Genomic DNA, 22,264 nt, shown 5'->3' on the forward strand with positions numbered 1-22,264 from the left:
CGGCGGCGAGCCGTCCCCGGGGGAGCGGGGACGGCTGCCACGGCACGGCGGCCCGGCATGCCCTGCCGGGCCGTGGGACCTGTCCTTCGGATCGGCTCGGCGTCGCGGGCCCTGGCACGAACTCGACCCCCAGCGGCGTGGTCGTCGGTTGCCGACTCCCCCACGCTCGGCTTCGCTCGAACAGGGGCTCCCCGTGACCCCGCTCGGCTGGGCCGCAAGGCACCGTCCCCGCCGACCGACCTGATCCGAAAGACAGGCCCTGGCACCAGCGGATGGCTCAGCAGCAGCGGGCGGGTGTGTCCGACTCGCGTTGTGCGGTGCGTATGCGCTCGTACTCCCGTCGGGTGGGAACCGGGGCGAGCGGGTGGTGGCGGCGGTGCCGGTCGCAGTAGCGGTCGTACTCCGCCTCGCCGGTCAGTTCCCGCGCGTACCAGCGCACGGCCCCCAGCACCTTACTGACGGGGCTCATGAGTCCGCCCCCACCAGCGGCTCGCTGCGGCGGGGCTCCGCCGCCTCGATACGGGACTCGACGTACGGCGCCTCGGTCGACGGCAGCGGCTCGGTGGCCCGGAGGGCGCGGAGGCACACCACTGCGCAGTTGACCAGGACCGTCAGGACGAGGACGAGGAACACGGCCATGAGTACACCGTCGACGGTGTTGTTGAGCACGATGGTGTGCATGTCGTGCATGTTCTTGGCGCCGGGCAGGAGCTTGTCGGTGTCGATGGCCTTGGCGTAGGCGTCGCCCTGGGCGAAGAAGCCGATCTTCGGGTTGTCTGAGAAGATCTTCTGCCATCCGGCGGTGAAGGTGACGGCCACGTCCCAGGCCAGGGGGATCCCGGTGACCCAGGCCCAGCGCAGCTTGCCGGTCCTGATCAGCATGGTCGTGGTGACGGCGAGGGCCACTGCGGCCAGGAGCTGGTTGGCGATGCCGAACAGCGGGAACAGCTGCTTGATACCGCCCAGGGGGTCGGTGACACCGGCGTAGAGGAAGTAGCCCCAGGCGCCCACGACCAGGGCGCTGGTGACCCAGATGCCCGGCTTCCAGGTGACCCGGCCGATCGGCTTCCATACGTTGCCCAGCATGTCCTGGAGCATGAAGCGGCCCACCCGGGTGCCCGCGTCGACCGTGGTGAGGATGAACAGGGCTTCGAACATGATGGCGAAGTGGTACCAGAATGCCTTCATTCCGCTGCCGAAGATCCCGGAGAAGATCTCCGACATGCCCACGGCCAGGGTGGGTGCGCCGCCGGAGCGGCCGATGAGTGTCTGTTCGTCGACGGCCTTGGCTGCTGCGGCCAGTTGGTTCGGCGTGATGGTGAAGCCGAGGCTGTTGACCGCGTGGGAGGCGCTTTCCACGCTCGTCCCCAGGAGTGCGGCGGGGGAGTTCATTGCGTAGTACAGGCCTGGTTCGAGGACGCAGGCGGCGATGAGCGCCATGATGGCGACGAACGATTCCGTGAGCATGGAGCCGTAGCCGATCAGCCGGACCTGGGACTCCTTCTGGATCAGCTTTGGTGTGGTGCCGGAGGAGACCAGTGCGTGGAAGCCGGACAGGGCGCCGCAGGCGATGGTGATGAAAAGGAAGGGGAACAGTCCTCCGGTGAATACGGGGCCGGTTCCGGTGTGGGCGAACTTGGTGACGTCGGCGGCCTTGAGCGTGGGCGTCGCGATCACGACGCCGATGGCCATCAGGGCGATGGTGCCGACCTTCATGAAGGTGGAGAGGTAGTCGCGGGGTGCCAGCAGCATCCACACCGGGAGCACGGACGCGATGAAGCCGTAGGCGACCAGGCAGAAGACCAGGGTGGTGGGGCTCCCGACGAAGTAGTGGGCCAGTTGGGAGTTCTGGATCCAGCCGCCGCCGAGGATGGCGAGCAGCAGCAGCGCGACGCCGATGACGCTGGTCTCCACGACCCGGCCCGGCCGGAGGTAGCGCAGGTAGAAGCCCATGAAGAGGGCGATGGGGATGGTCATGGAGACCGAGAAGGTGCCCCAGGCGGACTCCGCGAGCGCGTTGACGACGACCATCGCGAGGACCGCGAGCAGGATGATCATGATGGCGAAGACGCCGATGAGTGCGGCGGCGCCGCCCACCCTGCCGATCTCGTCACGGGCCATCTGGCCCAGGCTCTTGCCGTCCCGGCGCATGGAGAGGAACAGGACCACCATGTCCTGGACCGCACCGCCGAAGATGACGCCCGCGATGATCCAGACCGTGCCTGGCAGGTAGCCCATCTGGGCGGCCAGGACCGGGCCGACGAGCGGGCCGGCGCCGGCGATGGCGGCGAAGTGGTGGCCGAAGAGGACTCGCCGGTCGGTGGGGTGGTAGTCGACGCCGTCCTCAAGGCGCTCGGCAGGGGTGGCGCGGGTGTCGTCCACCTCGAGGACCCGGCGGGCGATGAACCGTGAATAGAAGCGGTAGGCGATGGCATACGAGCCGAGTGCCGCCATCACCAGCCAGACGGCCGAGATCTTCTCGCCCCGGGACAGGGCGAGTACGGCCCAGCCGGCCGCGCCCACCAGGGAGACCGCGGCCCAGATCAGGATCGAACGCGGAGTGACACGGGCCCGAGGGGACGGCGGGCGGGGCCCGGACGGCGCGGGCAGGCCGGTTCCGGGCACGGCGGTTTCGGGCATGGCGGCTCCTCACACGACAGCGGGTGAACGACAACGGGTGAACGACAACGGGGTGGTACGGCGTCCGGGTCAGGCCCTGGACCGGGGACGCCGTGGATGAACAGCACGCCGGCACATCAAGGTGTGCACCGGCGGAGTACCGAACCCGCAGTCGGCCGACTGCGGGCGCGTGGAGTGATACGGCCGCCGTGACACGCCTCAGCCGGGGTGACCGGGGCGGGCCATGGCGCCCTCTCCTCTCCGCTGTGCTTTCCGTCTGTGCAAGAGTTGCCGACCCGCGCGATGTGGTTGACAGCGCATTTCCACGAGATGTCCTGCGGTTTCCGTGTCCTCCAGAACGACCACTGGCGCAACTCCTGGGCGGGGCCCGGTCATTGCCGGGATCCGTAGAACTACGCAACTGATGACGCAACCTCGCGGATTTGGCCCGGCAAGGCTCGCCGTTGTCGCTGAGCGGGGCTACAGTCGCCGTCCTGCCGCGCCGTGAGAAGACCCGGCCACTCTTCCCGACGGCCATGTCACGAGGGCGGGAAGGGGCAGCAGCGTGGACGAATCGACAGGGCGGGACGCCGACAGGGCCGAGGCCTCCGGCGGGGGCATGGAACCGTATGAGGATGAGGCGGGCGCCCCGGACGTACTCCGAAGCGGAGGCCCCGACCGCGACCGGCTGATACCGCCCGCCGAGACCGATCGTCTGGTCCTCGCGCTTGTCGTACTGGCCGTGATCGTGCTGCTCCTGATCGTCGTCCTGGCCAACCTGGACATGAACACAGGTGGGGGCAGCGGACTGGACCCGAACACTGTCTGGCGCTGACCGCACGCCGTGAGCGGCGGTCTCAGGGGGCCCCGGTGTCGTTCATCGGCCGCGATGCATGGGCCACGAGGAACAGGAACAGTCCGCACATGGCGACCAGCAACCAGCCCGGACGGGACGCATGTGCGAGCCCCGACGGCGCCGAACCCGCGACCAGGGCACCGGCGATGGCGATGCCGAGCGCGGAGCCGAACTGGCGTGCGGTGGAGGTGATCGCTCCGGCCACGCCGGCACGGGCGGGAGGCAGTCCGCTCACCGCGGTGTTGGTGATCGGGGCGTTGGCGAAGCCGAAGCCGATGCCGATGAGCAGGTAGGCCGGCAGGAGCAGAAGCAGGCTGGTGTGCGGGTCGAGCCCGACCAGGCAGAGTCCGCCGGCCGTGATGAAGCCGCCTGCCAGGACGAGCGGCAGCCGCGGTCCGACACGACCGACCAGATGGCCGGACAAGGGTGCGCAGACAGTCGCTCCGACAGCCATGGGCAAGGTCGCCACCCCCGCGGCCAGTGGCGTCCATCCCCGGGTGTGCTGCAGGTAGAGGGTGTTGAGCAGCAGCGTCATGTTCAGGGCGACGAAGACCGCCACCGCGCCCAGGACCGCACTGGTGAAGACCGGACGCCGGAAGAGCCGCAGATCCATCAGCGGCTCGCGCACGCAGGACTCCACCCATACGAATGCGACCGTCGCGAGGGCGGCGAACGCGTACGCGGTCAGCGCCCCGAGCGACGTCCAGCCGATCCGTGGCCCTTCGATGAGGATGCCGACCGAGACCCCTATGACCACGGTCAGCAGGGCCTGACCCGGCAGGTCGGGTCGCTGTGCCCGCTGCGCACGGGACTTCGGCACGAACACCGCACTGAGCACCAGGGCCGCCACGACGACCGGAGCATTGATCCAGAACACCGACCGCCAGCCGAAGCCCGCGATGAGAGCACCGCCCGTGACGGGGCCGGCGGCCATGCTGAGCCCGAAGACCGACGCCCAGACACCGATCGCCTGCGCTCGCTCCCTCGGGTCGGGCATCACATTCACCACGATCGAGAGAGCCACGGGACTGAGCATCGAGGCGCCGATTCCCTGGACGGCACGGGCCGCGACGAGCGCGCCCACCGAAGGGGCGATCGCGCACAGCAGCGAGGCCGCACCGAACAAGACCAGCCCGAGCTGGAAGACCCGTCGGCGTCCCCATCGGTCCGCCAGCGCACCGGAGGAGATCAGGAGGCCGGCCAGGACGAGGGTGTACGCGTCCACGGTCCATTCGAGACTGCGGGTCCCGACACCCAGGCCGCGCCCGATCGCCGGCAGACCCACATTGACGATGGTGGTGTCCAGGCCCACCAGGAACATGCTCAGACAGCAGACGGCCAGCACCGTCCAGCGCCTGCGGGCGCTGAGAACGGGCTGAACAGGGTGAGTCGTCGCGGTCACGGCCCTGCCTCTCACATCCGGGAGCAACTGCCCGGCCATGCTCGGCCCGGACGACGCCCGTCACCCAGCAATTTTGCGGAGACTGCAAAAATGGGCTCCGTGGACGTGGAACTGGAGCAGCTGATCGACGGCATCGGGCCCCGGCTGCGCACGCTGCGCCGGGACCGTGGACTCACCCTGGAGGCGCTCGCGGCTGCGACCGGGATCTCCGTGAGCACGCTGTCCCGTCTTGAGTCGGGCAAGCGGCGCCCGACCCTGGAACTGCTCATCCCCCTCGCGCGTGTGCACCGCGTCGCACTCGACCAACTGGTCGCCGCACCGGCCAGCGGTGACCCCCGGGTGCATCTCAAGCCCCTGCACAAAGGTCATGGCAGCGTCCTCGTGCCTCTGACGCAGTACCCGGGCCGGGTGCAGGTGTTCAAACAGGTACTGGCCCCCCGCGAGCCGAAACTGGTGACCCACGACGGGTACGAGTGGCTCTACGTGCTCGCAGGCGAACTTCGACTCATCCTCGGAGAGCGCGAATGCACACTCCGTCCCGGCGAGGTGGCCGAGTTCGACACCAGAGAACCGCACTGGTTCGGGCCCGCGAACACGAGCGCCGTGGAGATCCTGCACCTGTTCGGGCCACGAGGCGACCATGCCGTGGTCCGCGCGAGACCGGCCACGACCGACCCCGAACTCCTGTCAGGGGAAGCCGTTGTGGGTGAAGTACAGAATCTGGAGGATGCCCAGCAGTAGGGCGACCCATATCCAAGCGTTGCGCACTCTCGTCCTCCCGACGGTCGCGATCTGTGATCAGAGCCTGCCGCGCCGAGGAGACCGGGCCATCGGGGAAACTACCGAACCAGTTACGTACTTGGCCGGACATGCAGTGCATGCGGCCGTGGAAGTTGGGGGAGAGGGTCCCGGATGAGCCTCGACCGGCGTTCGGTTCATCGCGCAGTTCTCGACCATGTACTGGCCCTGGTCGCCGACGCCCCCTGGAGTTCAAGCCTGGTGCTGCGCGGCAGCATGGTCATTCCCGCGTGGGTGGGGGAGGCGGCACGCGAACCGGTCGACCTCGACTGGGTCGTCCTCGAGGACACGGTGGCGGTGGACCCGTTGGACCCCTACCCGTACGTGGACGGGCTCGACGTGGTGCAGCAGTGGCCGGAGGCCGCCGACGGCGCGGCGCGGTACGAGATGTGGACGTACGAGGAGTTCGACGCCGACGGACAGCGGCCCGTTCTGCCTCCGGAGGGCCTCAACTGGGCACTCGCAGGCCCGGATACGGCGGAGCCGAGCCCACCGTACATGGACCTGCTCGACCGGGTGCGCACGTGCCCGGAGGCGGCCGCGGGCGTGCTGCTCGACGCCGACCGCGCGGACGAGAACGGCACCTGGACGTATGCCGAGTACGACACACCCGGTGTGCGCCTGGTGATCCCGTGGCGGGCGGAAGGACTGCCGCCGGGAGAGCTGCGGCTGGACTTCGCGCGCGACGAAACGCTGCCCGAGGCCCCGGTGTGGACGGCGATACCCCGCGGCGACGGTCGCGGACCCACGGCGGTACGGACCGCGAGCCGTGAGCTGTCGCTGGCCTGGAAGCTGCTGTGGCTGCACACGGACTGCATGAGTGGTGGCCGGGCACAGGGCAAGGACCTGTACGACGCGGTGCTGCTCGCCGAGGTGCAAGGGGGCACAGGACTCTCGCCGCAGCTGTTGCGGAAGGTGCTGCGCCGCAGCGCGGACATCGCGGCGGAAGGTCTCCGCCCGGACACGGTGACCTGCTGGGAGGTGGACTGGGCGGGATTTCTTGCCGAGCATCCGTGGGTGCGGGGGAGTGACCGGGAGTGGCTCGGCCGGTTGGCACGGGCGCTGGAACCGGTCTTCGCCCCTTCCTCGGCCACGGGCTCCTCTGTGTGACAGAACGTGAGCATGTCCGACGAACGCGTGGGCCGGCCGACGCGGGTCCGTATCGGCCTGGCAGCATTCCGCCTCCAGTGGCGGAGTACAGACCGGCGACTCGAGGACCGTCTTCTCCGCGCCGCCGGCCGGCCCCTCCTCCCGGTCGGCGTCGGCTCGGTGGTTGCGCTCCTGCTGCTCGGCCGAGTGATCCGACGTGGCCCCACGTCCGACGCCGTACCCGGAGCGCCCGTTGCGGTGCCGGGAGATGCTGCGGACAACAAGGGGCAGCTCAGCGGAGGCGGTTGCCGAGGGTGAGGGCGAGCTGGTCGACGGTCTTGGTCATCCGGGCGGTGTCCGCGGGCCGGACCCAGAACAGCACGCGATCCACTCCGGCGGCCGCGTAGGCGTCGGTGTCCTCGAGGTCCCCGCCGAAGAGGGTGACGGGGATGGGCTCGTCGCTGCCGGGCTTGCGGACGCTCTGCTTGAACTGTGCGATGTGGTCGAGGACGCCGGGGCGGAGCATGGGGATCCACTCGTCGCCGTAGGCCACCACGCGTTCGGCGAGACGGGGGCCGTTGCCGGCCACCAGGATCGGCGGGTGAGGCTTCTGGACCGGCTTGGGCCAGGAGGTGACGTGGTCGAAGTCGACGAAGTCGCCGTGGTAGGAGGCTACGTCGTGGGTCCAGATCTGCTGCATGGCCTCGACGCGCTCGCGCATGACGCGCCAGCGGTCATCGGGGTTGGTGCCGTGGTTGCGCATCTCCTGGTTGATCCAGCCCGGCCCCACACCGAAGTTCATCCGGCCACCGGAGAGGACGTCGACGGAGGCGACCTCCTTTGCGGTGATGATGGGGTCGCGTTCCGGGACCAGCAGAACGGCCGTGCCGATCCGGAGAGTTGTGGTGGCCTGCGCGATGGCACCCAGGGCGACGAAGGCGTCCATGCCGTTCTTGAACTCCGGCGCGAGGTTCATGACGTCGTAGCGCTCGGGCGTGACGGCCGGAATGTGGGTGTGGTCGGGCATGAACAGGGACTCGAAGCCGCGGTCCTCGAGGAGGGCGCCGAAGTCACCGGGTGGAATGGCTTCCCGCGTCGGGAACATGATGAAGCCGAACTTCACGACGCGCCGTCCTTGTGGGTGACAGTGACGACGATCTTGCCGACCTGGGCGTTGGACTCCAGGTAACGGTGGGCTTCCACGATGTCTTCGAGGTCGAAGGTGCGGTCGATGACCGGTGCGAAGGATCCTGTGCTCAGACCCGCGTTGACGAATGCGACCGCGCGACGCAGACGATCGGGATCCGTGGTGAGTTCGAAGAGCGTGTAGGTGCTCGTGCTCAGGGCCGGGAAGGACTGTGCGTTGGGCAGGGGAGTGGGGCGGGGGTCGAGGGCGCCGTAGACGACCAGGCTGCCGCCGGGGGCGATGCCCTGGGCGATGGTCTCGACGCCGGGCCCGGCGATCGGGTCGAAGGCCAGACGGACACCCTCCCCGCCGGTGATCTCCTTGATACGGGAGGGGAGATCCTCGTCGTCGGTGACGATGACGTGGGCCGCGCCGGCTTCCAGCAGGGCCTGCTTCTTGCCGGCGCCGCGGGTGGTGGCGATCGGGATCGCGCCGACGTGGTGGGCCATCTGGATGGCGGCCAGCCCGACACTGCTGGAGGCCGCGGTGATCAGAACGTGGTCGCCCGGACGTACCTGGCCCCTCTCGGCGAGGGCCCCGTACGCGGTGATGTAGGCCATCCACACGCCCGCCGCCGTGACGGCGTCGATGCCGGCGGGGCGCGGAACGACGGCGGAAGCCGGGACGATGACGTGGTCGCCGTAGGTGCCGTAGTCGGTCTGCAGGAAGGCGGGTACGACGCCGACCAGGTCACCTTCGGTGAAGCCGTCCACCCCCTCGCCGATTGCCTGGACCACGCCCGCGGCCTCGTATCCCAGCGCGGACGGGAAGGCCGGTTCGTAGAAGTAACCGCCCTCGCGGAACATGACCTCGGCCCGGTTCAGACCGATCGCGTCCACACGAATCCGCAGCTCACCGGCGCCGGGGGCGCCTACCTCTACATCGCGCACGGTCAGGACGTCGGGGCCGCCGAGCCGGTCGAACTGTACGAGCCTTGCCATGGTTCATCTGTCCTTCGACGAGGAATGGGGAAGTCGCGTCGAACCGAACCGACGCTGAGACCACCCTGCCCCTAACTTCGATGGACGTCAAATGTTGACGCTCGTCGAACATTGCTCTGCGGGGGCCCATGGGCGGGGTGCCTCAGGGTGCGGCTGTGTCCGCTTCCCGGATGGACGCGGTGACCAGCGCCGACAGCAGGCCCGGGAAGCGGTCTTCCATGTCGTCCGTGCGGAGCGAGTTCATCTTCGTCGTCCCGACGTAGTACTGCCGGATCACTCCCGCCTCCCGCAGTACGTTGAAGTGGTGCGTCAGCGTCGACCGTGACACCTCCACATCGAACGTCCCACAGCTGATGTCCTTGCCTGCCCCGGCCAGCTGGGACACCACGGTGCGCCGTACCGGATCCGCCAGTGCCTCCAGTACCTGCTGCAGCGAGACCTCCGTCATGGCGGGGTGCTCCACCGTCCGTGAAGAGGTGCGGGGGCGGGTCACGGTGACTCCTCGGGGTGACTTCGGTGAGATCCGACCATGGTACGACCCTCATCGAACAAGTGGCGGCGCCCCGGGAGCGACGTTCCGGGCGGGCGCGTCCGGGTAGCGTGGCCGAGGGGGGCACAGAGCGAGCACGATGATCGCGGCGAGGAAAAGCACGACACAGCCGCAGCCTCCGAGCGTCTGGAAGAGCATGCCTGCCTGCCCCTATGGGGTGTCCGTACGCCAGCCCGGGTCGAGTTCGATCGTTCCGTCGTCGAGGGCCGCCGCCACACGCGCCGCGTCCTCCGCCTCGTACACCTGGAAGGAGCTCTCGCCGGAGGTGCCGAAACCGACCCGCTTCTCGATGAGTACGCCGTTGGCGGCGGCGACCGCGTTGACGTACTTCCGCAGGACCCGCCAGAGGGCGCTGACCTCATGTGCCTGCAGCCAGGCGCGCTTCGGATGAGGCGATGCGCCGTCCACGGCGTCCCTTTCTGTCGTCCGCCGCTGGTGGTCTCGCGCCCTCATGTTGGCGGGCACCGCTCTGCCCCGGCAGCCGGGAAAGTACGCAAGCCACTACTCAAACTTCGCCCGTACGGCGCAGCACAAAAGGCTTCCTCCATCCGGGTCACATAGAGTCACGGTAAGTGGCTGAACGTGGCCAACCCGAGGAGGTTGAGTGATGCGAGCGAACCCGTCGCGGAAACTGAGACCCCGAATACGCCCGGCCCGACGTATCGCCCTGACGATGGCCGGCACCGTGGCCACAGGCACCATGGTCCTCACGTCAGGCACTTCCGCTCCAGCCGTGACACCTGGGCCCACGCCCTCTCGGCAGCAGGTCGCTCGGCCGCCGTCGACATCGTCACAGCCCTCGTACACGACCAGGTCAACGAGCGAAGTTCCCCTGTACGGAATGCAGTTGAGCAATGACTGCGAGGCGGCAGCCCTCCGGATGGTCCTTGCCTCGCGAGGCATTCAAACCGGGGACCAGGCGATTCTGAACCGGATGGGACTCGACCAGACCCACTACCAGTTCGGTCGCTCCGGATCCATGTCCGGGAACCCCTTCCGCACCTTCGTCGGGGATCCGAACGGTTCGGAGAAGTCCGGTACTGGTTTCGGCGCCTACTACCCGCCCGTGGCGGCTGCGGCCCGGTCCTACGGACTGGGCGTGCGCGCGGCGGGACAAGGCGTCTCACTCGGACAACTCCAGGCCCAGGTCGCCCAAGGACATCCTGCGATCGCCTGGGTCGACTACCTCTGGCGCCGGGCGGCGACCACGTCGTACACGGCCTATGACGGAGCCCGCGTCCCGTACGCCGGACCCGCGGAACACACCGTCGTCGTCACCGGGTTCTCCGGCAACAATGTGACGGTCAACGACCCGGCCCGGGGCAAACTCTCCATCCCCCTGAGCTCGTTCGCCGCTGCGTACGCCACCTACGGGAACATGGCCGTGGTCCTGCATTGATGTGTCCGCACCTGCATCTCAGCCCGGTCCGGTTCCGCCGTCGGCCCTCCGCGCGGTGCGCCATTCCCAGCTCGACAGCACGCTGACCCGGTGATCGTGGCGGGTATCGATGTCGGGGCCGAGTGGTCCCACGCGTTCGAGCGCCTCCTGCGTGCGGGTACGGTCACGGCGAGCCAGCCCGTACGCGGCCTCGAGACGCACCGTGATGTCGTCGTCTCCCGTCAGGGCCGGCAGGGCGTCGCCGGCGGCCGCCGTGCGGTCCCCCGAGCCGGCCAGGGCGGCCGCTGCCGCGGCCCGTACGTCGTGGTGCGAGTCCTGACTGGCGGTGATCAGCGCCCGGCGGACGGCGGTTGTTAGATCGCGTGGGCTGCCGAGCGTGTTGCACGCGGTGGCGCGGACCTCGGAGTCGGGGGCGCGTGTGAGGGTGAGCAGGGCGTCCTGCGCTTGTAGGGTTGCGGGCCTGCCATCGCCGGCCAGCAGGTACGGCACCTCCCGGCGGACCCGGGTGTCGGGGTGGCCGAGGTGGCGCAGGCCGTTGGGTACCGGGTCGGGGTGGCGGTCGCTCCATACCCGGTCGACGTGCCACTCGACGACGGAACCGTCCTCCGGCCCGGGGACGCGGACTGGGAGGTCGTCCGTACCCCCGGCCACGCCCCAGGCATCTGGCGCTGTGCCAGCCGGACGAGCGACTGCCGGTGGCCGGGGACGAGTGGCTGTGACCCGCTCTTCCGCTAACGCTCGAGGCGGACGACTCGCGCAATCGTTGCGGCGCCACCGACGTGGACCAGTGGACCGGGCGTGCTCCGCCGTGCGGCAGCGGTGATGGTGGAAGGCTTGCCGAGGGCGTCACCCATGTCGACGGTGATGTCGGTCATGCCCTCACGGGCCAGGTGGGCAGCGAGGCAGGCGGTGCTGTTGACGTTGGCAATGTCTTCCGGGACCCCGATCGAGGGGGCGAACATGCGGGCCGTGACGTGGCCTTCGGCCGTCGGTACGCAGTACACGTAGCAGCCCAGCAGTCCGAGCTGGTCGCAGGCGTCACGGAGCCGGTCGAAGTCCGGGGCCAGGGCGGCGAGAACGGATCGCGTGCGCACGGGTACGAGTAGCCGCGGCCGCCCCAGTGAGGCGACGCGGGTGCCGGGAGCGAGGGTGCCGGGGGTGATGCCCAAGGCGTGGAGGACGGGATCGTGTTCGCCGGCTGCGGGCTCGCGCACGTCGGCAGCCCCCGGGTCGAAGGAGGCCGTCAGCCGGCCGTTGACCCGTGCGGCGCGGCCGGTGAAGACGCGTCGCTGCGTGCGGACGGTGGCCTGGAACTCCCTGCCCCCGGCGCGCTCGGCCAGGAATGCCAGAGCTGCGACAGTTCCATGGCCGCACGCGGGCAGTTCCCCCGTGGCGGTGAAGAAACGCAACGACACATCGCGAACGTCGTGCCCGCTGTCCTCGACCGAGACGAAGACGGCATGCGAGGTTCCCATCAGAACAGGCACGGTGCGGCGTTCATCGTCGCTCAGAGTCGTCTCGTCCAGCACTGCGGTTGGGCTGCCACCGTGGCCTTCACGAAGGCACGCGTTCACGATCGTGACGGGCAGACAACTCCCGCTCATGGCGGTGGCATCGGACACGGGACCGATCGTAGTGCGGCCACCCCACCGTACGGCCGATCTCGTCCAGTCCGCCAACTCCGCCAACTCCGCCAACTCCGCCAACTCCGCGGACTCCGTGGTCGGCCACGTCCGTGGCGAGCGGACCGACCTGCTCGGCCCGCGCGCCTGCGGCTTCGAGCAGGGCGTGCTCTGTCGAACCGGGGGCCCCAGGCAATGATGGGCCGTCATGTGCTCGGTGTGATGCCGGTGGAGTGCGGCTCACTTCTGTTCACCTGCGTGGACGTGGCCGGGCACCCGGAGCCGGAGGGGCGCGACTCCTGTGCGGTGAAGACCCGGAGCCTTCTGATCGGTTCCCGGCCGGACCGCTGTTCGTTCCGGTCCGGCCGGGAACCGCAGGGTGTGCGGCCCGGCTCTTCCGTACGCCTCTCGGCGACCGTACGGCCGTCGCCTTCACCTCCGAGCGACGCCTGACCGCGACGCTCGGCACCGAGCAGGCGTGGATCCGGCTGGCCGAGCCCGCGCTGCGCGCACTGACCGCACCGCTCGGCATCACCACCGTCACGGTGGACCCCCGGTTCTCGGCACCCGCCGCCAAGCCCCTCGGCCCGATCACGGCCGTGCCCGCGCCGCGGATCGTCCCGGAGGGGAGTACACGATGACCACTCTTCACGAATCCGACGCCTCCACCACCGCCGAGCTGTCGGATTGGCCCGCCTCGACGACCGAGCACCGCCGGGGCGACCTCGCCGTGGGCGGTGTGCCGCTCGCCGAGGTCGCCGACCGCTTCGGCACGCCTGCCTGCGTGCTCGACGAGAGCGAGGTACGCGAGCGCTGCCGTACCTACCGGCAGGCCTTCCTGGACGCCGAAGTCCTGTATGCGGCCAAGGCGTTCGTGTGCCGGGCCATGGTCCACTGGGTCGGTGAGGAAGGCCTGGGCCTGGACGTCTGCTCGGCGGGCGAGCTGGAGCCGGCCGTCACCACCGGCTTCCCGCCGGAGAAGATCGTGCCGCACGGCAACGCGAAGTCCCCGCGCGACCTGGAGACCGCACTGCGCCTGGGTGTCGGCCGTATCGTCATCGACAGCCCGTAGGAGATCGCCCGGCTTGCCGCCGCGGTCGGACCCGGCGGACACCAGAAGGTGATGGTCCGTGTGGTGCCGGGCATCAGTGCCGGCGGCCACGAGAAGATCCGCACCGGCACCGACGACCAGAAGTTCGGCCTGTCGATCTCCGACGACTACGCCCAGCACGCGATAGCCCGGATTCTGGACCAGCCGCAGCTGGAACTGACCGGCCTTCACTGTCATCCGGGCTCGCAGATCACCAGCGTCAAGCCGTACCTGGCCGCCGTACGCCGCATGGTCGGGCTGATCGCCCGGCTGCATGAGCAGCACGGGCTGGTCCTGCCCGAACTCGACCTGGGCGGCGGCCACGGCGTCGCCTACCGGCCCGGCGAGCAGGCCCTGGACCTGACTGCGCTCGCCCGCAAGGTCCGTACAAAGCTGAGGGAGGCGTGTGCGGCGGCCGGACTTGCCGTGCCCCGCCTGATCATCGAGCCCGGCCGGGCCATCGCGGGCCCGGCGGGCATCGCCCGGACCGCGTCCCGGCCGAACGGGCCGGAACCGTGAGCGGCGTCCTCAACCCGTCAGGTCGGCGGGGCCCTCGCCGTCGCCGTCTTCGGCGCCCTGGTCGCCCAGCACGCGGCCTCTACCACGGCCTGCGCACCAGCCTGCTCAGCGCCGCGCTCCTGGTGCTCGCGACCGCGGCCACCAGCCTGCTGCCCCGCAGAATGGCAGCTGGACATCGAGGAAGTACGGCTGTCCCCGCGCCGGACGACCGACTGACCCGCGCCCACGCTGCCTGTGTACGCATCGGCGTACACACGTTCCCCTGCAGCCCCGGGCAGGGCAGTGAAGAGCGTGCCGACCCGCCGAGCGGCACGGATGCGACACGCTCCTCGTCCTAGCGAAGTGCCTTTCGGGTCACGGCGATGGTGAGGCCCATGGCGATCAGTCCCAGCACAGCTGTGACCCCACCGATCCAGCAGTTGCTCCAGATGATGCCGGCCCGTGCGCCGTGGGTGGGGGTGACCACCCATGGGGAGATCACAAGCCAGACCCCGAGGGGCGTGAGCGTCCAAGCCAGGCGGAACATGCGGTCGGGGGCGAGGGTCAGGCCCAGTCCGATCAGGCCGACGCTTATGCCGATGATCAGGTTGTTGACGGCGATGTTGGGTTGGCTCGCGAAATGTACGACCCACGGCGAGATCGCGGCATACACGCCTGCGAGGAGGATCAACCCCTCGACGGCGACCGCCCGACCACTGGAAGCCGTGCGTTCGAACCGTTCCCGCATCTCCGCCACCTCGGGATGCGTGGCCATACCAGGGGAGTGCTGCGGATACGACATTGCTGTCGTCTCCTCTCCGTGAGGAGAGTTATGTTCCTTTTGTCCAGGTTCCCCCGTTCGGGTGATTGAATCGGCTTTCTGTGACTCCTGTGGTGTGAGATCCGTCACTCACGCGCAAGCGCAGGCGCCCATCCGGTGGAGACCGGGAACCAGGCCGTCGGCAACACCAAGGTGCAAGGCGGCCGGGACCGGGGCGTGGACCCCGCTCGCGCTGGTGACAATGACGACGTGTGAGGGGTGCGGTGTGCGACGGGACGGCCGGAACGTGAGCGTTGGTGCTTTCGGATGTGCCGTGGTCACACGCGGGTTCCCGGTTCGGCGTAGCGGAGCAGTACGCCCACGCCCTCGTGCAACCTCACCTGCTGCTCGGGCACGAGGACGAGCTCGGCCCGGGTGCCGACCAGGGCGCGGGTGAGTACCGCGTCGGTCCGCTCCTCGCGGACGTCCTGGATTCCGTAGGAGCGCAGTTCCTGCTCGGTGAGGGCGAGTTGGCTGGGTTCCGGGCCGGCCCACAGGCGCAGCGGCGACTCGGGATGGTTGTTGAGGAAGAGGGCTTTGACCTGACCGCGTTGCAGGGCCGATACGGCTGGGGCAAGGCCTTCGGCCGACGCTCCGTTGTGTGCGCGCTGGGCGAGGAAGGCCGCCAGCAGGGACCGGTCGTGCGTGGCCATGCGTCCGCTGAAGAGGCTTTCGAGGCGGTGCTCGAGCAGCGCCCGTCGCGGCCGGGACTCACCTGCACCCTCGACGGTGATGACGCGTCCGCGCAGGGCACGCGGGAGTCGGCGGACGAGAATACCGCGGGCCCACACATCTCCCGCGACAACCACTGCCTCGGCGTCGATGCGCCGTGCGTGACCCTCCAGCTCCCGGCCCATGACTTCGGCAGCGTTCAGCCAGTCGGCCACCGGGATCTCCTCGTGGACCTGGTGCCCCGGCGTGACCTTGGTCAGGGGCCATACACCGATCTCGGCCTCGATCCGCACGGTGCCGGGGGCGTCCGTGGAGTGACGGCCCCTGTAGTGGACGTACACCGCCAGGTAAGGGATCTCGGGGGAGTGCTGGACGATCAGCGGCAGAGTGTCAGGCAGTGTTCCGAAGTGCGCGGTGTCCCGTGCGGGCGGGTCGGGCAGTTCGTCCAGCAGGGCCAGTCGGCCATGAGCGGTGAACACGGCCTGCCCGTGGGAGCCGGGGATGTCGGTGTCGCTGCCCACGGCCTCCGCTGCCGCGGTGAGGGAGTCCTGATCGGCTCCCTCGGAGGTCAGGGCGTCCCGAAGGTGCCGCCAGCGCAGTCCTATGGCGGCGTCGGGATCCTCGATGACGCTGTCGCGGGAGGTGTCCAGATAGACCGATGCGAAGGGGCCCGGCTGCTTGTACAGGGGTTCGAGGAAAGAAAGTCTCATGCTGCTCCGCTCCTGAGAGGACTCTCGACAGGAGTGCCACCGGCGATCCGGCACCGAGGTCAGAGGAAGACGGTCTGTGTCTGTCCGGCCTGATCCGCTGCCCTGCGGCCCGAAGACGTCGCGAGCAGACGCTCTGCCTTTGCCGCGGCGTCGGCGGCGTTGCGTTGGTCCATGAGCACGCAGAGGGTGTAGGCGGTGTCGTCGAGTCGGCGACGGCGGAGAGGGTTCGCCGGATCGCGCAGCAGACCGGCCTGTGCGTACCGGTAGGCGCGCAGCGCCGCCGCGACGGTCCTGACGTGGGGCATCAGCATGTTCGTTTCCGTTCTCCCGGAGCCGGCCGATCGGCCGTCGCACGGCGGCCAGGAGAACAGAGCAGATCGACCGCCGTGCGACGGCATCGCACCGGACCGGGCCCGTCAGGACCCGGTGATTTCGATATGCAGCGGCTCGATGGCCTGGGCCTGGTGCGGCATTCGGGTCAACTTCCATAGTGCGCGCCCACGCCGGAGGGGTCGAGTCGGTCCCGTGAACACCTGCAGTGACCTCACGGGAGGACAACCCGGGTGGCTCCGCGGTGGAAGGCGGTTGACTCACTGTTGACCGCCGGATTTCCTGCCGTCAGGGCTCTACCCCATCGCGCACCGGACGGGCTCGTAGACCTCAGTCACGCAAAGACCGGCACCCTCTTGTGCGGACACTTCGCACCACCAGCAGATCGCGAACGAGAGCGCCCGGGGGCGGGCCCCAAACCGCTCTGGCGCGACCTCGTGGGCTCACCAACACCTACTGCGGAGTGCTGCGCCGCCGATGGGCAGAGCGGCGACTGGCGCTGCCCAGCCGTGAGCCTGGCCGCCCCTCGGCTGGCGCTGCGCCCGCAAAGTCGGCTTGAGGGGCAGGCGGCCGCCGGCGTGGGGGAGGGCAGGCCTTGTACCGGGCCAGCGCTTGCTTGAGTTCGCCCAGTTCGGCGTCCGGCAGGGTGCCGCCCTGTGCAAACCTCAGCACGTCTTCGGCGACGGTGCGCAGCTTCGTGTTGGTGCGCTGCGAGACGTCCCGCAGGGCGCGCCATGCTTCTTCGGGTGGTATCTGCCCGAGAACCACCAGGGCACCCATGGCCTGGTCGACGATGGCATGCGAGGTCACCGCACGCTGGAGTTGCTCGTTCTCCGCCTGAAGCCGCTCGCGTTCGATCGCGAGCTCGGTGGCGGACAGCAATTCCAGCGGCTTGCGCCTGGAGATCGCAAAGAACGCCATGAAACCACCCGGTCGAAGGTGCAGAGGAGAATGTTCGGCCACCTCCGGACTGCACGCAGACAGTTTCCGTCAGACAACCATCTTTCGCGACCGCACCCGTTCCGGTGTGTCCCCCGCGCCCACCACACGCGCCGCCCGCCGTCACGGACAGTGCCTGCCGGGCCTGGATGGGTATTGGGCGCATGGTCCCCATATGGGCGATATGCGGCCTAGCCCTACTCCTGCGGGGGCCCGTGAAGAGCAGCTGGACAGCGTCCTGGCGGACATCGTGCGGGACACCGGGGCCTCGGTGGGCATGCTGTATGTGCCGCCGGGTGAGCGCGTAGTGCAGCTTGCGGTGGTGTCCGGGGTTTCCCCTCAGATTGCGGCACCGTGGGCACGGGTCCAGGTCGATGCCGCGGTTCCGGTGACGGATGCGATCCGGGAACAGCGCCTGGTGTGGGTGGCCAGTCAGGAACAGATGGCAATGCGCTATCCCTCCGGCGGAGCGCGCCATGCTCACCTCGCTGGCCGGGCTGATCGCCCAGTCCCTGGACCGCGCGCGCCTCTACGACGCCAAGCACACCCTCGCCCACAGCCTCCAAGCCGGCCTGCTGCCCCAGACCCTGCCCCGCATCCTCGGCCTGGAGGTCGCGGCCCGGTACCTTCCGGCCGGGCACGGTATCGACGTCGGCAGCGACTTCTACGACCTCATACGCTGTGCCCCAGCCGTGGCTGCCGCCGCCATCGGTGACGTCCAAGGTCGCAGCACCGCCGCCGCGGCCCTCATGGGCCAGGTGCGCACCGCAGTTCATGCTCACGCAAGCGCCGGCGCGCCTCCCGGCGAGCTGCTCGCGCGCACCAACCGACTTCTGACCGATCTTGACACACCGTACTTGTCCTCTGCACCGACGGACTCGTCGAATCACCTGGAACCGACATCGGCGAATCCACCGCACATCTCGCCGCGCAGCTTGCCGAAGCCGACGACGCCGGCCTGGACGGCCTCGCCGCCACCCTCATCCAGGACGCTGCCGCCACCCGCCGCAGCGACGACATTGCCCTTCTCCTGCTCCGGCCCCAGGCGACTCCTGTATCGGGCCGATGAGCCCACCCCGCGGATCGCTCCTGTTCGGCGTTGCTGTTCGGCTCTTGCCGAGACAGTCGAGCGCCTCGCTGTGGCGATCGTCACGAACGTCTTCAAAGCCGGTTGCGTAGGCCGGCGTCGGTCGTTCGTGGTGGGGCAGCGCAGGGGCCGGCAACGACTGTGAGCACGCCACAACAGTGGCCTGATGCAAGAGGTCAGCATGTGTCGGAACCCCGTCTCCGCCCGCTGCGCAGACGCGGGTGGCAGGCCGCCCCGGAGCCGAGCGCCGGGGCGAGCAGGGCCGCGTGCGTGGAGTCGAGGCCCTGTGTCGGCGGGTCGATGATGTCGGCCGCCGTCACCGTGGCCACCCTGACGGAGCCGGTCGCCGTGCGCATGAGGGCGGCCACCCGCCAGACGAGCCGGGGCAGGGAGATGTGCGGCCCCGCCGTCGGCGCCCTGGACCAAACCGGCCGTGGCCACGCAGTACCCGGGCGTCGACCCACATCACCGAGTCTGCATTGGCGCGCGATGGGTCGAGTGTCAGCCGTTTCGCCCGGCAATTCCCTCCGGGTGACCTCGACCGATCGAGCAGCCGGCTCCGGCGGCGAGGCGTCGTCGGCGACGGTGCGAGAGAAAGTCCTTGACGGTATGCAGTCCGCCCGTGCCGACACGCCGCCCGTGCCGACACGCCGCCCAGGCCGACACGCCGCCCAGGCCGTCGCCGCCGATGGCAGTCACTTTTGCTCCGAGCCGCGCCGCGACCAGGGCGCCTCGTACTCGGCAGGTCCGCAGCCGGTGATGACGAACCACGTCACGTGCTCCATCGCATGCCTTTCCCTGGACAAGTCTGGTCTTGCCAATGGAAAGCGCGACAATTGTCTATATCTCTTCTCCGTCGCCGGAGGGATGTGGGCGTTGGTGATCTGGTGGCCCGGGCGGGGACTGCGGCCGGGTGGCCGCAGACGCAAGCTCTCGCAGCGGATTCTCCTCGCCCTGCTGCTGATCCTCGCGGTGACGTGCGCTATCGGTTTCGCATTGTTCGCAACCACCCAGCGCGCCCGGCTGGACGCTCTGTACGAGCAGCGGGCGGTGTCGATCGCGCGCATCGCGGCGGGCAATCCGCAGATTCGCAGCGCGATGGCTGCCGGAGCGCCGCCGACGCGCAATGGCGTCGTACAAAGCGTGGCCCAGCGTATAGCCGCTGACTCCGGTGCCTCCTACGTCGTGGTGATCGACCTGCACCGTGTCCGTCATTCGCATCCCATTCCCGCTTTGATCGGCCAGAGGGTTTCCGATGCGATCGTGGTCCGGGACGGAAAGTCGCACACGAGGATCAACGTGGGCGCGACAGGCCGCTCGGCCAATGGCATAGTGCCGCTGTATGCGCCGGGTACCGGGCACCGCCTGGTGGGAGAGGTCTCGACCGGCATTCCTGAGGCGCAGGCGGCCGGCGAGCTGGTGCGTGAGCTGCCCGCCTTCGGCATCTATGCCGGGACTGCCCTGGCGGTCGGAGCAGCCGCCGCCTTCCTGCTGGCCGCCCGACTCAAGCGGAGCACGTTCGGACTGGAACTGGAGGAGATCGCGGGTTTGCTCCAGGACCGGGAGGCCACGCTGCACGGTATCCGGGAGGGCGTGGTCGGCCTCGACCCGCAAGGCCGGATCACCGTGGTCAACGACGAGGCGCGGCGGCTGCTCGGTCTCACGGGGGATGTCGAGGGACGCCTCTTGGACGAACTCGGGCTTGAGCGAGCGGCGGCCGAGCTGCTGGCTCCGGGATGCGTTGTCAGCGACGAGGTGCTCACCGTCGGGGAGCGGTTGCTGGTGGTCAACTGCTGGCCGACGGGGCGCGATGGCGGCCCTCCGGGGAGGGTGGCCACGCTGCGGGACTCCACTGAACTCCGGCTGCTCTCGCAGAAGGCCGAAGCGGCTCGTAGGCGCCTGCAGCTGCTGTATGACGCCAGCGGGTCCATGGGGACCTCACTCGACGTGAAACGTACCGCCGGGGCACTGGCCAGGGTCGGGATACCGCATTTCGCCGACTTCGCCGTGGTCGATCTCGTGGAGGGCGTCCTGCGCGGCGAGGAACCGGCGTCGGACGGCGGCGTGCGGATGCACCGGGTGGCTGTTCACGGCATTCGCGACGAGCACCCCTTCCTCCCGCTCGACGAGGTCTTCGAGCTGGATCCCGCCACACCGCAGGCCTGGGCGTTCGGCCACCAGCAGGCGGTGCTCGAGCGCGATCTCAGTACCACGCAGGCGCGGCATGCACAGGACTTGGCGCGAGCGCAGGCCATCATCGCAGCCGGCCTCCGCTCGCGCATCGTGGCCCCGCTGCGTGCACGGGGTGTGCTGCTCGGCATGGCCTACTTCTGGCGCATGCGGGAGCGTGAGCCGTTCGACGAGGACGATCTGTCGCTGGCCGAGGAGCTGGTGGCCCGCGCGGCGGTGTCCGTCGACAACGCCCGCCGGTACACCCACGAGCACACGATGGCCGTTACTTTGCAACGCAGCCTGCTGCCGCGCGGCATGCCCGACCAGAACGCCGTCGACCTCGCCCACCGGTATCTGCCGGCCCAGTCCGTGGGCGGCGACTGGTTCGACGTCATCCCGCTCCCTGGCGGGCGGGTCGCACTGGCGGTGGGCGACGTCGTCGGTCACGGCCTGCACGCGGCGGCCACCATGGGGCGGCTGCGAACGGCCGTGCGCAACTTCTCCGCACTCGACATTCCCCCTGATGAGCTGCTCTGGCATCTGGACGAGCTTGTCGCACGGATCGACGAGGAGGACGCGACCGACGACGGCATGACGGCAATCACCGGCGCATCCTGCGTGTACGTGATCTACGACCCGACCACACGCACCTGCACGATGGCACGCGCCGCGCACCCGCCGCCCGCAGTAGTGGTCCCCGACGGCACCGTGGAGTTCCCGGACGTGCCGGCCGGGCCGCCCCTGGGCCTGGCAGCGCTGCCCTTCGAAACCACGCAGCTGCGGCTGCCCGAAGGCAGCCAGATCGTGCTGTACACCGACGGGCTGATCGAGGCCCGCGCGCGCGACATCGACGAGAGCCTGGCGCGGCTGAGCGCCGTCCTCGGCAACGCGAGCCGCACTCCGGAGCAGACCTGTACCGCGGTGCTGGACGCGATGCTGCCCGCACGTCCCAGCGACGACGTCGCCTTGCTCGTCGCCCGGACCCGCGCCCTGGCAGACGACCGGATCGCCGCCTGGGAGGTGCCCTCCGATCCCGCCGCGGTGGCCGATGTGCGGACCACAGTCAACCACCTGCTGTCACGGTGGATGTTGGAGGAGTTGGTGTTCACCACCGAACTCATCCTCAGCGAATTGGTCACCAACGCCATCCGCCACGCAACGGGGCCGATCCGGGTGCGCCTGCTGTACGACCGCAGCCTGACCTGTGAGGTCTCGGACACCAGCAGCACCTCGCCTCACCTGCGCTACGCGGCCGCTACCGACGAGGGCGGCCGAGGGCTCTTCCTCGTCGCCCAGCTCGCGGCCCGGTGGGGCACCCGGTACCTGTCCACCGGCAAGATCATCTGGGCTGAGCAGGCGATCCCGGTACCGATGGCGGACACCGCCGAACCACACAAAAGGCGACTGCTGGCATAGCCCCCGTGCAGCTGCGGGTACTGCCGCCGGCATCGCAGGCCGGTGTGTCGGCAGTCCGTCCAGGTGTG

21 protein-coding genes and 2 pseudogenes are annotated in these 22,264 nt (G+C 69.4%); 9 read left to right on the forward strand and 14 right to left on the reverse strand.

Features of this window, described 5'->3' with window-relative positions:
• Positions 1 to 277: 277 nt before the first annotated feature.
• On the reverse strand, positions 278 to 469 hold the full coding sequence (locus tag ABT186_RS01030) for a YbdD/YjiX family protein (protein ID WP_351222194.1): 192 nt from the start codon (positions 467 to 469) through the stop codon (positions 278 to 280).
• Positions 466 to 2,640 carry a carbon starvation CstA family protein gene (locus ABT186_RS01035; RefSeq protein WP_351222192.1) on the reverse strand — a complete coding sequence of 725 codons (2,175 nt, stop codon included), beginning with the start codon at positions 2,638 to 2,640 and terminating at the stop codon, positions 466 to 468. Before ABT186_RS01035 ends, ABT186_RS01030 begins: the two co-directional genes overlap by 4 nt.
• A 544-nt stretch (positions 2,641 to 3,184) precedes the next feature.
• Here ABT186_RS01035 and ABT186_RS01040 point away from each other — a divergent pair.
• A complete protein-coding gene (locus ABT186_RS01040) occupies positions 3,185 to 3,454 on the forward strand; it encodes a hypothetical protein (RefSeq protein ID WP_351922813.1) in 270 nt (89 codons plus the stop codon).
• A 22-nt stretch (positions 3,455 to 3,476) separates the two neighbouring features.
• Here the strand turns inward: ABT186_RS01040 and ABT186_RS01045 are convergent, their stop codons facing one another.
• On the reverse strand, positions 3,477 to 4,877 hold the full coding sequence (locus tag ABT186_RS01045; protein WP_351922815.1) for an MFS transporter: 1,401 nt from the start codon (positions 4,875 to 4,877) through the stop codon (positions 3,477 to 3,479).
• Positions 4,878 to 4,967: 90 nt separating this feature from the next.
• On the opposite strand from ABT186_RS01045, the gene ABT186_RS01050 reads away from it, so the two are divergent.
• Positions 4,968 to 5,618 carry a helix-turn-helix domain-containing protein gene (locus ABT186_RS01050; RefSeq protein WP_351922817.1) on the forward strand — a complete coding sequence of 217 codons (651 nt, stop codon included), beginning with the start codon at positions 4,968 to 4,970 and terminating at the stop codon, positions 5,616 to 5,618.
• 171 nt (positions 5,619 to 5,789) lie between these two features.
• Entirely contained in the window at positions 5,790 to 6,785 is a 996-nt protein-coding gene (locus ABT186_RS01055) for a nucleotidyl transferase AbiEii/AbiGii toxin family protein (RefSeq protein WP_351922818.1), read from the forward strand.
• A gap of 271 nt (positions 6,786 to 7,056) precedes the next feature.
• Here the strand turns inward: ABT186_RS01055 and ABT186_RS01060 are convergent, their stop codons facing one another.
• The 4 genes from ABT186_RS01060 to ABT186_RS01075 all read right to left on the reverse strand — a co-directional run bounded on the left by ABT186_RS01060 (position 7,057) and on the right by ABT186_RS01075 (position 9,849).
• Positions 7,057 to 7,887 carry an LLM class F420-dependent oxidoreductase gene (locus ABT186_RS01060; protein ID WP_351922820.1) on the reverse strand — a complete coding sequence of 277 codons (831 nt, stop codon included), beginning with the start codon at positions 7,885 to 7,887 and terminating at the stop codon, positions 7,057 to 7,059.
• Positions 7,884 to 8,891, reverse strand: coding sequence for a zinc-dependent alcohol dehydrogenase family protein (locus tag ABT186_RS01065; protein ID WP_351222180.1), 1,008 nt, complete (start codon positions 8,889 to 8,891; stop codon positions 7,884 to 7,886). Before ABT186_RS01065 ends, ABT186_RS01060 begins: the two co-directional genes overlap by 4 nt.
• Before the next feature lie 142 nt (positions 8,892 to 9,033).
• Positions 9,034 to 9,384 (reverse strand): ArsR/SmtB family transcription factor, encoded by a 351-nt coding sequence (locus ABT186_RS01070; protein ID WP_502973120.1) that lies wholly within the window; start codon positions 9,382 to 9,384, stop codon positions 9,034 to 9,036.
• A gap of 207 nt (positions 9,385 to 9,591) precedes the next feature.
• Entirely contained in the window at positions 9,592 to 9,849 is a 258-nt protein-coding gene (locus tag ABT186_RS01075) for a hypothetical protein (RefSeq protein WP_351922822.1), read from the reverse strand.
• A gap of 433 nt (positions 9,850 to 10,282) precedes the next feature.
• On the opposite strand from ABT186_RS01075, the gene ABT186_RS01080 reads away from it, so the two are divergent.
• Positions 10,283 to 10,840, forward strand: a complete 558-nt coding sequence (locus tag ABT186_RS01080; RefSeq protein WP_502973121.1) for a C39 family peptidase — start codon at positions 10,283 to 10,285, stop codon at positions 10,838 to 10,840.
• Positions 10,841 to 10,858: 18 nt separating this feature from the next.
• Here the strand turns inward: ABT186_RS01080 and ABT186_RS01085 are convergent, their stop codons facing one another.
• Together ABT186_RS01085 and ABT186_RS01090 are read right to left on the reverse strand one after the other, a co-directional pair.
• On the reverse strand, positions 10,859 to 11,491 hold the full coding sequence (locus tag ABT186_RS01085; RefSeq protein WP_351922824.1) for a HEAT repeat domain-containing protein: 633 nt from the start codon (positions 11,489 to 11,491) through the stop codon (positions 10,859 to 10,861).
• 80 nt (positions 11,492 to 11,571) lie between these two features.
• Positions 11,572 to 12,462: a PhzF family phenazine biosynthesis protein gene (locus tag ABT186_RS01090; RefSeq protein ID WP_351222172.1), complete on the reverse strand. Its 891-nt coding sequence runs from the start codon at positions 12,460 to 12,462 to the stop codon at positions 11,572 to 11,574.
• Positions 12,463 to 12,475: 13 nt separating this feature from the next.
• Here ABT186_RS01090 and ABT186_RS01095 point away from each other — a divergent pair, with 13 nt between their 5' ends.
• From ABT186_RS01095 to ABT186_RS01105, 3 genes and pseudogenes are all read left to right on the forward strand, one after another.
• On the forward strand, positions 12,476 to 12,661 hold the full coding sequence (locus ABT186_RS01095; RefSeq protein WP_351922826.1) for a hypothetical protein: 186 nt from the start codon (positions 12,476 to 12,478) through the stop codon (positions 12,659 to 12,661).
• A gap of 55 nt (positions 12,662 to 12,716) precedes the next feature.
• Complete coding sequence (locus ABT186_RS01100) at positions 12,717 to 13,103, forward strand: SAV_915 family protein (protein ID WP_502973124.1); 387 nt, start codon at positions 12,717 to 12,719, stop codon at positions 13,101 to 13,103.
• A pseudogene (locus tag ABT186_RS01105) lies at positions 13,100 to 14,035 on the forward strand (diaminopimelate decarboxylase family protein); the annotation flags it as partial. The gene ABT186_RS01100 and the pseudogene ABT186_RS01105, both read left to right, overlap by 4 nt.
• Before the next feature lie 370 nt (positions 14,036 to 14,405).
• Here ABT186_RS01105 and ABT186_RS01110 read toward each other — a convergent pair.
• The 4 genes from ABT186_RS01110 to ABT186_RS01125 form a co-directional block, all read right to left on the reverse strand.
• Positions 14,406 to 14,852 carry an SPW repeat protein gene (locus tag ABT186_RS01110; RefSeq protein WP_351228341.1) on the reverse strand — a complete coding sequence of 149 codons (447 nt, stop codon included), beginning with the start codon at positions 14,850 to 14,852 and terminating at the stop codon, positions 14,406 to 14,408.
• Positions 14,853 to 15,148: 296 nt separating this feature from the next.
• Entirely contained in the window at positions 15,149 to 16,252 is a 1,104-nt protein-coding gene (locus ABT186_RS01115; RefSeq protein WP_351228343.1) for a baeRF2 domain-containing protein, read from the reverse strand.
• 59 nt (positions 16,253 to 16,311) lie between these two features.
• A complete protein-coding gene (locus ABT186_RS01120) occupies positions 16,312 to 16,563 on the reverse strand; it encodes a DUF5133 domain-containing protein (protein ID WP_351228345.1) in 252 nt (83 codons plus the stop codon).
• Between the two features lie 472 nt (positions 16,564 to 17,035).
• Positions 17,036 to 17,503 (reverse strand): ANTAR domain-containing protein, encoded by a 468-nt coding sequence (locus ABT186_RS01125; protein WP_351228347.1) that lies wholly within the window; start codon positions 17,501 to 17,503, stop codon positions 17,036 to 17,038.
• Positions 17,504 to 17,979: 476 nt separating this feature from the next.
• Here ABT186_RS01125 and ABT186_RS01130 point away from each other — a divergent pair.
• Positions 17,980 to 18,590: pseudogene (locus ABT186_RS01130) on the forward strand (PP2C family protein-serine/threonine phosphatase); the annotation flags it as partial.
• Between the two features lie 194 nt (positions 18,591 to 18,784).
• Here ABT186_RS01130 and ABT186_RS01135 read toward each other — a convergent pair.
• A complete protein-coding gene (locus ABT186_RS01135; RefSeq protein ID WP_351922828.1) occupies positions 18,785 to 19,240 on the reverse strand; it encodes a GntT/GntP/DsdX family permease in 456 nt (151 codons plus the stop codon).
• Between ABT186_RS01135 and ABT186_RS01140 the strand changes: the two genes are divergently transcribed.
• On the forward strand, positions 19,140 to 22,196 hold the full coding sequence (locus tag ABT186_RS01140) for a SpoIIE family protein phosphatase (protein ID WP_351922830.1): 3,057 nt from the start codon (positions 19,140 to 19,142) through the stop codon (positions 22,194 to 22,196). The genes ABT186_RS01135 and ABT186_RS01140 overlap by 101 nt on opposite strands.
• The last annotated feature ends 68 nt before the right edge of the window (positions 22,197 to 22,264 follow it).

The sequence above is a fragment of the Streptomyces sp. NPDC001634 genome (assembly GCF_040298185.1).
Taxonomy (GTDB): Bacteria; Actinomycetota; Actinomycetes; order Streptomycetales; family Streptomycetaceae; genus Streptomyces.

Excerpts from the sequence above, each read along its gene's own strand:
- ABT186_RS01030 (WP_351222194.1), bottom strand. The coding sequence starts at position 469 with ATGAGCCCCGTCAGTAAGGTGCTGGGGGCCGTGCGCTGGTACGCGCGG.
- ABT186_RS01035 (WP_351222192.1), bottom strand. The coding sequence starts at position 2,640 with ATGCCCGAAACCGCCGTGCCCGGAACCGGCCTGCCCGCGCCGTCCGGG.
- ABT186_RS01050 (WP_351922817.1), top strand. The coding sequence starts at position 4,968 with ATGGGCTCCGTGGACGTGGAACTGGAGCAGCTGATCGACGGCATCGGG.
- ABT186_RS01055 (WP_351922818.1), top strand. The coding sequence starts at position 5,790 with ATGAGCCTCGACCGGCGTTCGGTTCATCGCGCAGTTCTCGACCATGTA.
- ABT186_RS01065 (WP_351222180.1), bottom strand. The coding sequence starts at position 8,891 with ATGGCAAGGCTCGTACAGTTCGACCGGCTCGGCGGCCCCGACGTCCTG.
- ABT186_RS01080 (WP_502973121.1), top strand. The coding sequence starts at position 10,283 with ATGCAGTTGAGCAATGACTGCGAGGCGGCAGCCCTCCGGATGGTCCTT.
- ABT186_RS01110 (WP_351228341.1), bottom strand. The coding sequence starts at position 14,852 with ATGTCGTATCCGCAGCACTCCCCTGGTATGGCCACGCATCCCGAGGTG.
- ABT186_RS01115 (WP_351228343.1), bottom strand. The coding sequence starts at position 16,252 with ATGAGACTTTCTTTCCTCGAACCCCTGTACAAGCAGCCGGGCCCCTTC.
- ABT186_RS01120 (WP_351228345.1), bottom strand. The coding sequence starts at position 16,563 with ATGCTGATGCCCCACGTCAGGACCGTCGCGGCGGCGCTGCGCGCCTAC.
- ABT186_RS01125 (WP_351228347.1), bottom strand. The coding sequence starts at position 17,503 with ATGGCGTTCTTTGCGATCTCCAGGCGCAAGCCGCTGGAATTGCTGTCC.